At 43.4% G+C, this 14,221-nt stretch carries 16 protein-coding genes; 12 read left to right on the top strand and 4 right to left on the bottom strand.

Annotation, left to right across the window (positions count from 1 at the left end; genetic code table 11):
* Window positions 1-58 precede the first annotated feature (58 nt).
* Window positions 59-478, bottom strand: coding sequence for a VOC family protein (locus HUS26_RS17785; protein WP_173918372.1), 420 nt, complete (start codon window positions 476-478; stop codon window positions 59-61).
* 166 nt (window positions 479-644) lie between these two features.
* Between HUS26_RS17785 and HUS26_RS17790 the strand changes: the two genes are divergently transcribed.
* The 10 genes from HUS26_RS17790 to HUS26_RS17835 all read left to right on the top strand — a co-directional run bounded on the left by HUS26_RS17790 (window position 645) and on the right by HUS26_RS17835 (window position 9,614).
* Window positions 645-1,664, top strand: a complete 1,020-nt coding sequence (locus HUS26_RS17790; protein WP_173918373.1) for a LacI family DNA-binding transcriptional regulator — start codon at window positions 645-647, stop codon at window positions 1,662-1,664.
* On the top strand, window positions 1,665-2,621 hold the full coding sequence (locus HUS26_RS17795; protein WP_173918374.1) for a sugar kinase: 957 nt from the start codon (window positions 1,665-1,667) through the stop codon (window positions 2,619-2,621).
* A gap of 4 nt (window positions 2,622-2,625) precedes the next feature.
* A complete protein-coding gene (gene hxlA, locus HUS26_RS17800) occupies window positions 2,626-3,276 on the top strand; it encodes a 3-hexulose-6-phosphate synthase (protein ID WP_173918375.1) in 651 nt (216 codons plus the stop codon).
* Entirely contained in the window at window positions 3,248-3,802 is a 555-nt protein-coding gene (gene hxlB / locus HUS26_RS17805) for a 6-phospho-3-hexuloisomerase (RefSeq protein ID WP_173918376.1), read from the top strand. The genes hxlA and hxlB overlap by 29 nt, the downstream gene beginning before the upstream one ends.
* Window positions 3,803-4,038: 236 nt before the next feature.
* Window positions 4,039-5,061, top strand: coding sequence for a TRAP transporter substrate-binding protein (locus HUS26_RS17810; protein ID WP_173918377.1), 1,023 nt, complete (start codon window positions 4,039-4,041; stop codon window positions 5,059-5,061).
* 35 nt (window positions 5,062-5,096) lie between these two features.
* Window positions 5,097-5,576 (top strand): TRAP transporter small permease, encoded by a 480-nt coding sequence (locus tag HUS26_RS17815; RefSeq protein ID WP_173918378.1) that lies wholly within the window; start codon window positions 5,097-5,099, stop codon window positions 5,574-5,576.
* Window positions 5,573-6,862 (top strand): TRAP transporter large permease, encoded by a 1,290-nt coding sequence (locus tag HUS26_RS17820; RefSeq protein WP_173918379.1) that lies wholly within the window; start codon window positions 5,573-5,575, stop codon window positions 6,860-6,862. The genes HUS26_RS17815 and HUS26_RS17820 overlap by 4 nt, the downstream gene beginning before the upstream one ends.
* 179 nt (window positions 6,863-7,041) lie before the next feature.
* A complete protein-coding gene (locus HUS26_RS17825; protein WP_173918380.1) occupies window positions 7,042-7,479 on the top strand; it encodes an SRPBCC family protein in 438 nt (145 codons plus the stop codon).
* Window positions 7,480-7,601: 122 nt separating this feature from the next.
* Window positions 7,602-8,738, top strand: coding sequence for a DEAD/DEAH box helicase (locus HUS26_RS17830; protein WP_173918381.1), 1,137 nt, complete (start codon window positions 7,602-7,604; stop codon window positions 8,736-8,738).
* Window positions 8,739-8,897: 159 nt separating this feature from the next.
* On the top strand, window positions 8,898-9,614 hold the full coding sequence (locus HUS26_RS17835) for a CAP domain-containing protein (RefSeq protein WP_173918382.1): 717 nt from the start codon (window positions 8,898-8,900) through the stop codon (window positions 9,612-9,614).
* Window positions 9,615-9,659: 45 nt separating this feature from the next.
* Here the strand turns inward: HUS26_RS17835 and HUS26_RS17840 are convergent, their stop codons facing one another.
* Together HUS26_RS17840 and HUS26_RS20160 are read right to left on the bottom strand one after the other, a co-directional pair.
* Window positions 9,660-10,265 carry a hypothetical protein gene (locus HUS26_RS17840; RefSeq protein WP_173918383.1) on the bottom strand — a complete coding sequence of 202 codons (606 nt, stop codon included), beginning with the start codon at window positions 10,263-10,265 and terminating at the stop codon, window positions 9,660-9,662.
* An 11-nt stretch (window positions 10,266-10,276) separates the two neighbouring features.
* Window positions 10,277-10,408 (bottom strand): hypothetical protein, encoded by a 132-nt coding sequence (locus HUS26_RS20160; RefSeq protein WP_256371072.1) that lies wholly within the window; start codon window positions 10,406-10,408, stop codon window positions 10,277-10,279.
* A 62-nt stretch (window positions 10,409-10,470) separates the two neighbouring features.
* Between HUS26_RS20160 and HUS26_RS17845 the strand changes: the two genes are divergently transcribed.
* Both HUS26_RS17845 and HUS26_RS17850 read left to right on the top strand, forming a co-directional pair.
* Window positions 10,471-11,433: a Gfo/Idh/MocA family protein gene (locus HUS26_RS17845; protein ID WP_173918384.1), complete on the top strand. Its 963-nt coding sequence runs from the start codon at window positions 10,471-10,473 to the stop codon at window positions 11,431-11,433.
* Window positions 11,434-11,601: 168 nt separating this feature from the next.
* Window positions 11,602-13,002, top strand: coding sequence for an amidase (locus HUS26_RS17850; RefSeq protein WP_173918385.1), 1,401 nt, complete (start codon window positions 11,602-11,604; stop codon window positions 13,000-13,002).
* 192 nt (window positions 13,003-13,194) lie between these two features.
* Here the strand turns inward: HUS26_RS17850 and HUS26_RS17855 are convergent, their stop codons facing one another.
* Window positions 13,195-13,947: a class I SAM-dependent methyltransferase gene (locus tag HUS26_RS17855; protein ID WP_173918386.1), complete on the bottom strand. Its 753-nt coding sequence runs from the start codon at window positions 13,945-13,947 to the stop codon at window positions 13,195-13,197.
* Window positions 13,948-14,221: the final 274 nt, after the last annotated feature.

Genomic DNA, 14,221 nt, shown 5'->3' on the forward strand with positions numbered 1-14,221 from the left:
ATCTTCGTTAGCTTTAGTGAAGGAGGGCATAACTATGCATATAAAAAAATAAAATCGACTATTTTTCGTCTGGATAATCGCAATATTCAATAATGGTGCCTTCCGTGTCTGCGGGGTTTAAATAGATAAGCCGCCGTCCGTGTTTATTTGTGCGGCGTGTATCCTCCATCACACGGATTCCCTGCTCTTTTAACTCAAGAAGCGCTTCCTCAAGGTCATCTACCCGATAAGCGATATGGTGAACGCCTTTTCCTTTCTGCTTAATAAACCGAGCGATGGGAGAGGTCGTATTGTTCGTCGGGCAGAGAAGCTCCGTACGATCTCCTTTAATGTCCATAATTGCAATTTCGCTTTCTACACCTTTAGCTTCACTCCGGTAACGGTCAATAAGCTTTGCGTCTAGTACGTTCTTGTAAAAGCTGATAGCGTCCTCAAGCTGGCGTACAGCTACTCCGATATGATCTAATGTTTTTTCCATATTCACATGCTCCTAATTGTTAGAATGGGCTTATTTTAACATGGGGAAATAAGTTTTTATAAAAAAGGGTTGTAAAACGCTTTCATTAATTATAAACTAAACGAAAATAACTAAACCGATTTAGTAAATCGATTTAGTAATCTTTATGCACTGCGAGGTTTTCATTATGAAATCAGTGACGATGGCTGATGTAGCTAAGCACGCCAACGTATCAAAAAGCACTGTATCACAGTATTTAAATAAACGTTATGACTATATGGGCGAAAAAACGAAGCAGAGAATTAAAGCAGCGATTGAAGAGCTGGGGTACCAGCCGAATATTGTGGCCCGAAGCTTAAAACAGAAATCTACGAAAACGATCGGTGTAATTGTGGCGAACATTCTCCACACTTTTTCAACAGAAGTGAGCCGAGCGATCGAAGATGTATGTCACGCTGCCGATTTCCATACGATCATCTGTAATGCCGACGATGATCCCGCGAAAGAAAAAAAATATATCGAGATGCTGAGAGCGAAACAAGTAGACGGTTTAATCATTTTTCCAACAGGCAACAATCGTGAGCTCTATAAAAGAATGCTTAACGAAAAGTATCCGGTTGTCTTTATCGACAGGCCGGTACCCGATATTCCTGTTTCATCGGTCATGCTGAACAACGAGAGAGCGTCTGAATTGGCGGTCAATCATTTAGTGGACAAAGGGTATAATCGAATTGCTATGATTACGACTTCGATTATTGATAATGTCTCTCCAAGGTTTGAAAGAATGGAGGGTTATAAGAAAGCCCTTCAAGCTCGCGGCATTGAAAGTCGTGAAGATTGGATCAAAAGCATTCAGCCAGAGCAGATAGAAGAAGCTCTGGAGAAGATGTTCGAGTCCACCCCGCCGGATGCTGTTATTGCAGGGAATGACTTGGTGCTGAAAGAAATTCTTAAGTTTGCAAAGCATCAGAAACTCAGTATCCCGGAAGACCTTTCCGTAATCGGAATTGATGACGTTCCATATGCCAGCTTCTATACACCGGCCATCACAACCGTTGCTCAGCCAACTTTCAAAATGGGTAAGACAGCCGGAGAACTATTGCTAAGTAAAATTCAAAAGAAACAGTCGACTGATGATCGTCCGGACTTCAGGTTTGAGCCAACATTAATGGTCCGTGATTCGGTAAGACAAGGAGGTCCTAGATAAATGAAATATGATGTTTTAACAATAGGAGATGCCATGATTACATTTAACCCATCTCAAAATGGACCGATGAGGTTCTCTCCCTCATTTGAAAGAAAAGCCGGGGGAGCGGAATTTAATTTTGCCATCGGATGTTCGCGTCTTGGCCTCAGTACAGGGTGGATCAGCCGTTTAGGAAACGACGAGTTTGGAAAATTCATCCGCAGCTTTGCACGCGGAGAAGGAATCGATGTAACCAATGTCGAGCTGGTAGACGACTACCCGACGTCTCTTAATTTTAAAGAGATTCGCGAAGACGGAACCGGAAAGACATTTTATTATCGGCAAAAATCACCGACAAACGCTTTAACGGAGCAGACGCTGAATGCGGATGCTTTAAGAAGCTGTCACATCCTTCATATAAGCGGAGTATTTGCCGCTATTGATCCAAAGAAAAATATTCCTTTGCTGAAAAGAGCAATCACCATTGCTAAGGATTATGGAGCCAAGATTTCTTTAGACCCTAATATTCGCTTAAAGCTTTGGACGAAGCAGGAAGCAAAGGCGGGTCTTACCGAACTGCTGCCGTATATAGATATTCTGCTGACAGGCGAGGAAGAAGCCGATTTACTCTTTGGTACACATACACCTGAACAGATAGTTAAATGTTGCAGCAAGTTTGGAATTGCGACAGTCGCTGTTAAAAAAAGCGAAAAAGGAGCCGCTGTTTACCAGAATGGCGAATGGGTGGAGCAGGAAGCCGTACCGCCGAGCAAAGTAGTCGACACGGTAGGTGCCGGCGATGGATTCGATGCAGGTTTTATTTATGGCACGCTAAAAGGGTGGCCGCTTGAGCGAACCGTTAAATTTGCAAATATCATCGGATCAATGGTCGTAAGCGTTTATGGGGATAACGAAGGACTGCCGGAATTAGAAGAAGTGCTCGTTCAGCTTGGGGAAAAAGAATGGATTGAGAGGTGATGATATGAAGCTTCAATTAGCATTGGACCGTCTGCCGGAAGAAAAGTGTATGGAGGTTATTGAAGAAACATCAGCGTCTGCAGACTGGATAGAGATCGGCACCGGGGTAATTAAAGAGTACGGCATGGATATCGTTCGAAAGGTTAGAGACCGATACAAAGACGCGGTTATCGTTGCGGATATGAAAACGTGTGATGCCGGTCAGCACGAGGCAGAGCAGGTGTTTAAGGCAGGAGCAGACATAACGACAGTGATGGCTTTCGCTGCTGATCAGACGATAAAAGATATGCTGGAAACAGCCCGGAACTACGATGGGCGGATTATGGTGGATTTACTCGGCATTCAGAACAAGGAAAGAATCAAGAGAATCCATGCGCTGGGAGCGGGTTTAGTCAGTCTCCATTTTGGTAAAGACATGCAGAAAAACGGTGAATTTGATCAATCGCTTTTCGAACTCGTGGAAGACTTTCCGCACCTGGAAGTTGCTTTAGCCGGAGGAATCAACCTCCAATCACTGCCGGATGTTGTGAAACACAAGCCAGACATACTGATCGTCGGAGGCGCAATTACTAAGCAGAAAGACTGCAAAAAAGCAGCACAGCAAATAAAGGAGGCGATCCGTTCATATGAAACAGACGATACATACAGTCGCTGAAGAAATCATACAAGTCCTCAATAATGTGGAAGAAGAACAAGCACTAAAGCTTTCACGATCATTGGAAGGCGCTTCCCGTATTTTTGTGGCAGGGGAAGGAAGGTCCGGTCTTATGGGGAAGGCCTTCGCGATGAGGCTTATGCACGCAGGATATGAGGTGTACGTAACAGGAGAGACGATTACACCAAGCATTGCGAAGGGGGACCTGCTCTTAGCTGTTTCAGGTTCAGGATCAACAAAGTCAATCTGCCAGTTTGCTGATCAGGCGAAAAAAGCCGGCGCGATAGTTTTCGCCGTATCTACTAACCGTCAATCAAAACTCTCAGACATCAGTGACCATACACTCATCATTCCAGCAGCGACTAAAAAAAGGCTGCCGGAAGAACCATCCACTATTCAGCCGCTTGGCAACCAATTTGATCAATCGCTGCATTTGCTTCTCGATGCTATTTTAATTGAGACCATTACACAGTCCAGCAAAACAGATAATGAAGAAATGACCGGGCGTCATGCCAATTTAGAGTAGAGAGGCATTTGGCCTCTCGCTCTAGTTTTTAACTCCCTTATTCAATGGGCGGATGGAAAGGAAGCTTGCTAGACCCCTGCTTAAAGGCGGCCGATACCGCGAAGCGCGGCTTTTGCGAGGAGGCTCCCCTTACCCCAAACATTAACCAAAAAGATAACCTGATAAAGTTAAATAAGCCAAATTTTTATAAAAAATGTAAGCGTCTTCACGAAAATAGAATGGAGGAGGTTCTTTTTATGAAGAATTTAGTAGCTGCAGCAGCCGTCATTTTGAGTCTGCTTCTCTCTGCCGGATGCAGCAGTCAAGCGGGCGGACAGTCAGAAGATGGGAAAATTAAAATAATCGCGGCTCATAACCAAACGTCCCCTGACAACCCGTATCAGTTCGGAATGAAAGAATTCAAACGAGTAGTGGAAGAAAAGTCGAACGGGGAAATTGAGGTCGAGGTACACGCAGGAACACTCGGAACAGCGGAATCTCAATTAATCGAGAAATTAAAGCTGGGAGGAGCCGACTTAGTACTCGTATCGCCTGGGTTTATGGCCCAGACAGGAATTCGGGAAATTGATCTTTTCGCCATGCCTTATATGTTCGAAGATTATGAGCATTGGTTACAAGTTGTTGATGGAGAAATCGGTGAAGAAGTGGCCCAGACGATTAATGAGAAGTCTGATAACGACTTTAAGCTGATGGGGTACTGGAGTGCCGGTGTCCGCCACTACTACGGGGAAAAACCACTCGAAACTATGGAAGATATTGATGGGCTGACTTTCCGTACCCAGACGTCTGGAGCTATTGCTGATTACTGGGAGCAGACAGGGGCAATCCCGACGAATGTCGCCTGGGGGGAACTGTATCAGGCCCTTCAGCAGGGCGTTGTAGATTCTTCGGAGAACTCTTATCCTTATTTCGTTCAGCAGAACCACCATAAAACGAAAAACGGTAAATACATTACTGAAACTGGCCATGACTATACGACAAGATTTCTTTTAATGAATGGCAATACGTTTGATTCGTATACAGAAGAACAGCAGCAGATCATCTTAGAAGGAGCGGAAGCTGCGACCAAAGAGGAGCGAAAAGTAGATTCAGAACAGTCGGAAGAATATAAACAGAAGGCCGTTGATGAAGGTGCAGAAGTTAACCAGATCGACCGCCAGCCGTTTATAGATATTGCCAAACCAATCCATGAAAAAACGGCTAAAGAGATCAAAGCCGTTGATTTACTGAAAAAGATTCGTTCATTAGCTGGTGAATAATTGAGAAGATGACTATAAGAGGAGGGAATGGACGCATGTTTATTAAACTGCTTGAACGTATTCAATTAACAATTGGCATATTATTTCTCTTAATATTTTTCGTGACGACCGTGATTCAGGTTGTAAATCGATATCTAGGTGTCACGGCCATGTGGACCGAAGATGTCGCTACTTATTCTTTCATTTGGGCGGTGCTGATGGGTGCATCCGTAATGTTAAACAAGAGAGAGCACTTTCAATTCGATATTCTGCTGAACAAGCTGAAAGGCAAAAAAAGAAAGTCACTTTATTTATTCAATGATACGATCCTGCTCCTTTTCTGCGGTGCGCTGTTTTATTATGGAATTATTGTAGTGGACAGCTTTTGGGACTTCAGATGGGAGTCGCTTCCTGAAATGAAGATGGGCTATGTGTGGATCTCCATACCGATTATGGCAGGAACTATGGTCATTTATACAGCAGCTCACATGATCCGCAATTTGAAAAGCTTTAATAAAGAGGAGGCTGTCGAATGATCGGAATCACACTGTTAGGGATGTTTATTATTTTATTAGTCATTGGAATTCCCATTGCCTTTGTGATCGGGATTGTAGCTCTTGCCGGTTTTATGACGATTCCTTATACACCAGAAGCGCTTCTTCCTGTTAAAATGCTCAATGGTCTTGATTCGTTTGTACTGCTTTCTGTTCCGCTGTTTATTCTGGCAGCCAACCTTATGAACAGCGGTCAGATCTCGCAAAAGCTGATAGATTTTTCTCTTACAATGGTTGGCCATATCCGCGGAGGGCTGGCTCACGCTAATATTCTAGTATCCATGCTGTTTGCGGGAATTTCAGGTGCTGCCCAGGCCGATACGGCAGGGGTAGGTAAAATTTTAATTCCCAGCATGAAGAAACAGGGATATAACACAGGTACAGCTGTCGGAGTGACTGCTGCTTCCTCTACAATTGGGGTTATCATTCCGCCAAGTATTCCGATGATTATATTTGCTGGGTTGACGAATGTTTCAGTAGGCGCGTTATTTTTAGCTGGCATCATTCCAGGTGTGGCGATCGGACTAGGCATGATGATTATTATTTACATTCTGGCTAAGAAGCACAATTACCCAACCTATCAAAGAGCATCGTTGAAGAAGTTTATTAAGCAGTTTCTAGACGTATTTCCAGCCCTTCTAACACCGGTTATCTTAATTGGAGGCGTTATCTCAGGGATCTTTACGGCAACAGAAGCCGCCGCCTTTGCAAGTATTTATACCATAATTATCGCTATGTTTTACTATAAGACTTTGAAACTAAAAGATTTTCCAAAAGTGTTTGTAGATACGCTTACGCTAAGCTCGCTTTCGTTATTCGCCTTAGCAGCGGCCAATGGTCTTGGAGAGCTGTTAAGCTATTACCAGCTGTCTGCATGGACGGAACAGTTCTTCAGTAACAATATTCACAGCAAATGGGTTTTCCTATTAATTATTATTGCTTTCTTCCTTTTCGTAGGAACGTTTATGGATGCAATTCCGGCAATGATTCTGTTTATTCCTGTCATTTTGCCTGTGGCTGAAACCTTTGGCGTGGACCCAGTCCTGCTAGGCTTAATCACAGTAATGACATTAGCCATTGGCCTTGTTACTCCGCCGTACGGATTATGTCTCCTGCTAGCAGCTAAAATAGGCAAGCTGCCAATTGAAAGGTCGTTTGGAGCGGTGGTCCCTTATATTGTCGTCGTACTGTTCGTGCTTCTCGCTGTAGCATTTATACCAGGAGTCGCGACCTATATTCCAAAAATATTAAACCCTGATATGTTTTAGCGAAAGCCGGGAGGGCCATTTCTCCCGGCTTTTTGTTCGGCTTCTGAAAATTACTACGCTTTCACTTCCAATATTTTCTCGTGAAAACTAAAGGATTTTAAAGGTTTTTCACGAAACATCACGAATATGTACATCACGAATATGTAATTCAGACAACTTTAAGAATCGGAGGGAACGGCATGGTTTTCCTTGAACGGCAGGTAGTGATTAAGAAACCAATTGAAGAAGTCTTTCTAACGGCTATAGATTTTTCAAAGAGTCCAGAAATTATGGATGCTGTGATCGATGTAGAGCCTTTAACAGAAGGCCCCGTACGCGAAGGTTATCAATTTAAAGAAGTAAGGGAAATCCGCGGAAGAAAAGCAGCGGCCACGATCGAGATAACGGAATTTAAACCAAATAAATGCTATACAGCCCGCAGTGAACAGAACGGGCTTGACCTGCGTTACCATTATAACTTCATTGAGACGACAGAAGGAACGAAGGTGATTTTTAAAGGAGAACTGTTTACCCAAGGGTTACGCAATACTTTGTTTAAGCCTCTGATTAAAAAAATCATAAAAAAAGAAGATGCGGATCATTTGGAGAATTTGAAGGAATATATCGAGAAACAATAGATTATGGTATAATAAAGACAATAAATTGAACGCAGCAAGGTCTCTTTCCATTGGACATGGGTCGAGACCTGTTTTTTATGAGAGGCTTTGTTAGAGTTTGATAAAAAGGAGAATACATTTTAATGAGTAACTCACAGCCAAACTGGCTTCAGGAGCTGAAGCCTTTTGCCAAAGAAGCGTGGAACCAATCAGAATTTAAAGAACCTACCCAAATACAATTAAAAAGCATTCCGCTAATTCTAGAAGGGAAAGACGTCATTGCTGAAGCCCCCACAGGCAGCGGAAAGACACTCGCATATTTACTGCCGCTTCTTCAGAAGGTAGATCCCAGCAAAAAAAACACCCAAGTCCTGATTTTGGCGTCCTCACATGAACTCGTTATGCAAATCCACCAGGAAATTCAAACATGGTCCAAAGGCAGCGGTATAAATAGTACCGCTTTAATCGGCGGCGCCAACGTTAAGCGTCAAATCGATAAGCTTAAGAAGAAGCCTCAAGTCGTAGCCGGAACGCCGGGACGAGTGTACGAGCTTATGCAAAAGAAGAAGCTGAAAGCCCATGAAATCGTCACCCTTGTCTTTGATGAAGCCGATCAGCTGCTTGTTCCTGAGCATCTGCCTACCGTAGAAAACATAGTGAAAAGCACCTTGAAAGAAAGACAGATCCTGCTTTTATCTGCGACACTTCCTGAAGAGGTACAGAAGGTGGCCGGTAAATTTATGGACGAACCGGAGATTGTTCAGATAGCTGAAGAACAGTTGAAGCCTGAAGTCGAGCATGCCTATATCGCATGTGAAGATCGCGATAAAGTAGAACTTCTGCGAAAGCTTGCTCATCTAAATGATTTTAAAGGTCTAGCTTTTATGCAGGATATTGCCAGCCTCAACGTCTACACGGAAAAGCTAAGATTTAAAAAGCTGCCGATTGAAGTCCTTCACAGTGACGCTAAGAAAGAACAGCGGGCAAAAGCGCTGAAAGGTTTTCGAAAAGGGGAGTATGAGCTGCTGCTTGCTACCGACGTTGCCGCTCGAGGTCTTGATATAAAAGATATTACTTATATCGTTAACCTCGATATTCCTAAAACAGGATCTTCCTACATTCATAGAGCGGGCCGTACTGCTAGATTAGGTGCAGTCGAAGGAACAGTTATTTCGCTTGTAAATCCTGTGGAAGAGAAGCGCCTTAAAAAATTCGCGAGAGATTTTGACTTTTCATTACAGGAAAAAGAATTGTATCGCGGAGAGCTCCACAACAAGTAAAACACTGTTTTAGAGCGGCCTCAGCAGGGAAAAATCCAATATATGGACATACTTCCGAGAATTACATGGGCGGTTTACACATAATGTAGGTAGGGACACTTGTCGTCTCGTGCGCATTTTGAAATACTTATAGTAACTAAGCACAAGGAGTAGACATCTATGCTGAGAAAATACCTTTTTGTCTTTTTAGCGGTCTTGTTTATGGTATCTGTGGCCACTCCTGCACTAGCGGAACAGTTGTGGAAGTCGAACGAGAATCATACAGCAACATTGGAAAAATGGACAGGCCAGTTAAAAGGCTGGTTTTCCAAACAGGATATATCAATTGAAGAGTTTCAAACAAACTTAGAACGTTTGTTTAATCCATCAAGCATTCCGGAAGAAGAGATGCCCCAGCAGCGAAGTGAAGAACTAGAGGGGAATAAAAATAAGGTATCTGAAGGACAGGAAGGGGAACCTGCTGAGAGCCTTATTGCCCAGGACCCTTCGGAGTTTGAAAAAGAAGTCGTAGAACTCGTGAACGAAGAACGAGCCAAAGAAGGACTGAAGCCTTTAAAAATGTACGAGCGTTTGAGCGACCTGGCACGTTTGAAGTCTGAGGATATGGCTGAGCGCAATTATTTTGACCATACCTCTCCAACTTACGGATCCCCTTTTGAAATGATGGACCAATACGAATTTAAATACTGGTCGGCCGGTGAGAATATTGCTGCCGGGCAGAGGTCTCCTGAGCAGGTCATGGAAGGCTGGATGAACAGCCCTGGCCACAGGGAAAATATTATGAAGAAGGAATTCACCCATATTGGAGTAGGATATGTAGAGGGATCCGGTTCATATGGCACCTATTGGACGCAGATGTTTATGACCCCTAGATGACGATAACTTAAAAGACAGGCTTCTTTTTAAGAGCCTGTCTTTTTTTTATAAGTTATTTTTATTTTGCAGGGAAACGACATATCCTTTAACAGTCGGGCGGTCAACATGCTGTTCGGATCGGAACCATTGAATAAATAAGTAAAGAAAAGCCCCCATCATTACCGTCATACCCATGAACATAAAAGGCAGCGTCGGCATTCCATCATAATAAACAAACGTCCCGTGATGATAGAGAATAAACAAAGCAGTGGCCAGTGAATAGTAGGCCGCCCTGTCGGCAAACGGCCGCGGCTTATCAAATGGGCAGGACAACAGCAGAGGGGCCCAGTAAATAATAGTGCTTACACTCAAGAGGATAAGGTGCAGAGCATATCCAATAGAAGGGTGAAGCAGCTGCAGGAGTTCATAACTCACTAATACACCTATGAAGAAAATGCCAAGGCACAGTACGAGTTTGTGGCTTAAGCGAACCATCCAGCGGAGCGACTGTCGAAACCAGAGATGATGTTTGTTTCCGTAGACAATCAGCAGTGGTGTAATCAGGAAAGCCAATAAACCGCGGGCTATGTTAGCCTCTAAAAACGGAAGCACCGTCAGCAGTACAAATAGAGAAAGTAGCAGCATGGGAGAAGTGCGGAGAACATTTACCATTACATCATCCCCTAGTTGATTTGCTTATAGATTTCCCGAAAATCATTTAAATAAACCGGCGTGAAAGAGTCACGAGTATGGAAGTTTTCCAGTAAATCCTGGGTTTTTGCCAGTATTTTAATTAATCGCCAGTAAATACTCACCAAACTCCTCCCGCGGTATAAATGTTATAATTTAGTAAATTCATTCAAGGAGGAGCTCAATTATGAGATGGGGCATTTTAGGTGCAGCAAATATAGCGAAGAAAGCCATTATTCCAGCATTACAGAGGACAGAAGAGGCGCAAGTTTATGCGGCAGCCAGCCTAAGCGGGAAAGAGAAAGTATTCGCAGAAGAATTCAATATTCCAAAAACGTATGATACATATGAAGGTTTGTTGAGCGATCCAGAAATAGAGGCTGTCTACATCCCGCTTCCCAATCACTTACATAAGGAATGGACCATAAAGGCAGCGCAGGCCGGAAAGCACGTCTTATGTGAGAAGCCTGCAGCACTGACCACAGGTGACGGGCAAGAGATGATTCAGGCTTGCGAGCAGCAGGGAGTGCTTTTTCTGGAGGCGTTTATGTACCAATTTCATCCCCAGCATGAAAAAGTAAAAGAACTGATCAAAGAAGGCTCCATTGGTGATGTGCGATTAGTCAGAACAAGCTTTTCCTTCAACTTTGACCGTTCAGGCTACAACATCCGTCTGGACAGTGAAAAAGGCGGAGGTGCCTTCTGGGATGTAGGATGTTATGGAGTTCATTCGGCGCTGCATATCATGGAAGAAGAAGTGAAAAGTGTCACAGCCGTTGCTAACATCGACGATGAGTCGGGCGTCGACCTTACCACAGGGGCGTCTCTTTTGTTAGAAAATGGAGTTGTTGTTCAGGTAGACTGCAGTTTTGAATCAGAAGGAAGAAACGAATATCAGGTGATCGGCTCTGAAGGAACACTTACCGTTCACGACGCGTACCGGCCGGATAAACAAAACCATATAGGAAAAATCACATTAAGAAACCAGGATAAAGAACAGGAATTAATTGAGACAGGCGATCAGTATCGAATACAAGTTGAGAGATTCATGGACGCTGTTCAAAAAGGAGTATCCTTTGAAAAGTATCATAAGGAAACACTAAGGTATCTTCAGGTAATGGAAGATATATCAAAGCTTATAAATCAATAATTTTGTTAAACGATAGTGTCATAAGAGGGAATAAACGATACTCCAGCGGAAAAAACGAGCTGTCAAGCCCCCTAAGTAAGGGAGGAGGCTTGATAGTTCGTATACGGAAAGCGAGCAGATTCCCTCTCTTTTCGTTAAGATAACAATACAATAATAGGAGGAAATTCAATGGAGGAGCTTCAGCACCTCGACGGAACTGCTCAATTAGAGATGCTCAGGAAAAAGGAAATAAAGCTGAGTGAGCTTAATGAGCATTATAAAGCACAAATCACGAAGAAGAATCCAGAGCTTCAGGCTGTCGTCCATACGATGTTTGCCAATATGGATGACGAGTTTGACGAAAGCAAAGGAAGGTTTGGCGGGTTCCCGTTTTTAATAAAAGATTTAAATGCTGTGGAGGGAGAGCCTGTATCCTATGGGAGTAAAATTATGAAAGGCTATCAAGCTTCGGCCGATGATGAAGTGGTCAGGAGGTACAAAAAGGCAGGCCTCAACATCATTGGTAAAACCAATACGCCCGAGTTTGGATTTACTCCCGCTACAGAATCAAACTTCTTAGGGTTTACGAAAAATCCGTGGAATCCTGACTTTTCACCAGGCGGGTCAAGCGGGGGAGCGGCTGCAGCTGTAGCCTCTGGCATGATTCCTTTTGCTCATGGGAGTGATGGCGGCGGATCGATTCGAATACCTGCATCGTGCTGCGGTTTATTTGGTCTAAAACCGACGAGAGGGAGATCCCCGTTATCAATGAGGATCAATAGCTTAGCCGTCCACCACGCTCTGACGCGCTCGGTGAGAGATAGTGCCGCACTGCTCAACGTGATCGAAGGTGGACAAATCGGTGACTCTTATTCAACGCCTCCTTTAGGCGGGCCGTTTGAGAGGTACATAGAAAAAGAACCTAAGCCTTTAAAAATTGCCTATATGGCGGATTTCGGATCGTTACTGGATATTGATCCGGAAGTACAAAAAGCGGTTGAATCTACAGCGAAGATTTGTGGGGAGTTAGGCCACCGTGTGGAGATAGCTTATCCGGATTTTAATTTGCACCGGTTTATGGATGCTTACGTTACCGTGTGGGTGGTTGGCGGGGCTTTAGCTGTAAAAAACGCTGCCCGTCTAAACGGGAAAGAAGTGAACGGCCAATCTATCGAACGACTGCTTCATACACTCGTTAAAAAGGGTGAAAGCTTCTCGGTGTTTGAGTATGAAGAGGCACGCCAGTATCTCTATGATGAGAGCGTTAAGGTTCACCAGTTCTTTCAAAAATACGATGTGCTTCTGCATCCGGTGAACGCCAAGCCTCCGCTTCCTTTAGGCAGCTATGATGGCGAGGAAAAAGCAGTAGAAGATATTTTAAAAGTGTCCGCGAAATATGCCCACCTGACTCCGATTGCCAATGTGACGGGGCAGCCGGCAATGAGTGTCCCGTTATACTGGGGAGAAAATAACCTGCCGATTGGTTCACATTTTATGGGCCGGTTCGGAGATGAAGCGACCCTCCTACAATTGGCTGCCCAGCTTGAAAAAGCGCGTCCGTGGCAGCATAAATACGAAGAACTGGCATAGGTATTACCTTAGGAAAGATTATATTGGCAAGGTTTTTTGCGGCCCGCTTCTTATTCGTGGGCTTTTTCTCATTAACAGCATTAAGCTTGCTCACATTTCAATCGATCGCTTTTTTTAATACGTTTCTCGAATTCTTTGCATTTTTCCGGCGGAGATAACCTGATAAATAGAGGCTGATTTTAAGCCTCTATTTTATTTTTTTGCTTCAAAAGTAAGCATTTCTGTAGACGCTGCCGGAGGACGCCCGTGTTGATAATCACTCGATATTACAATATCTTTAAACCCTATGGATGCTAGTATCTGCTTAAACTCTTCCACCCCATACCAGCGGGTCGGGAAACGCTCAAGCTCCGTTTGAACAAGCTTTCCCCTGCTCCACCGTTCATATCTATTATGGGAGAGAGTATATTGCTCAAATACATTAAATTCTACCATTTTACTTTCCAATGTAATGATATCTCCTCCAGGCAGCTCCCAGGTGCGGGTGGAAACACTGCCGATCGGAAATCCTTTAGGGATGAACAGATCCAGCATAAACTTACCGCCAGGCGTTAGATTTTTATAAGATTGACGTAAAGCCTTTATAGAGTCTTCTCGCTTATGCAGAAGCAAAAATGTGCCTGTTGGAATAATTACAGCATCGTAATAGGAATCTTTTAAATACGTAGTCATATCGTCTTGGAAAAGATGAGGATCTACACCATGAGTCTCACAATTTTTCCTGCATACTTCCAGCATTTCACTTGACAGGTCAAATCCTTCTATATCAAATCCTTCTTGTAATAACGGAATGAGAAGCCTTCCAGTGCCTGTAGCGGGTTCTAATATCTTTCCTGTAATACTATCAAGCTGTTTTTGATAGTATTCTAAATCACCAAAAGAAAAGCCTACAGGTTTGTCTAAATCATACACTTTCGTAGATAAGTGACTATAATAGTTCAGCATGTATTTTTTTGTCTCCTTTTTTCCAGATTTTTCTTTCATCATCATACCATATGGATAAGGGAAAGAAGAGAGGCCAGTTATCGCTTAGGCCTGCTCATAAGCCTCTATATTATTTACAAATTGAAGTTGCTAATTATAGAGAAATGTAGGGCAGGCTGCGAGACTCCTACTTAAGCGAACATGGCTCCGAGCAATGATGCACATTTAAAAACAACATAATTATTGCAAAAAAAGACCAGTAACTCCAAAGGAATTACTGGCCAAATATATTTTA

Origin of the sequence: Halobacillus sp. Marseille-Q1614, assembly GCF_902809865.1 — a bacterium.
Classification (GTDB): Bacteria; Bacillota; Bacilli; order Bacillales; family Halobacillaceae; genus Halobacillus_A.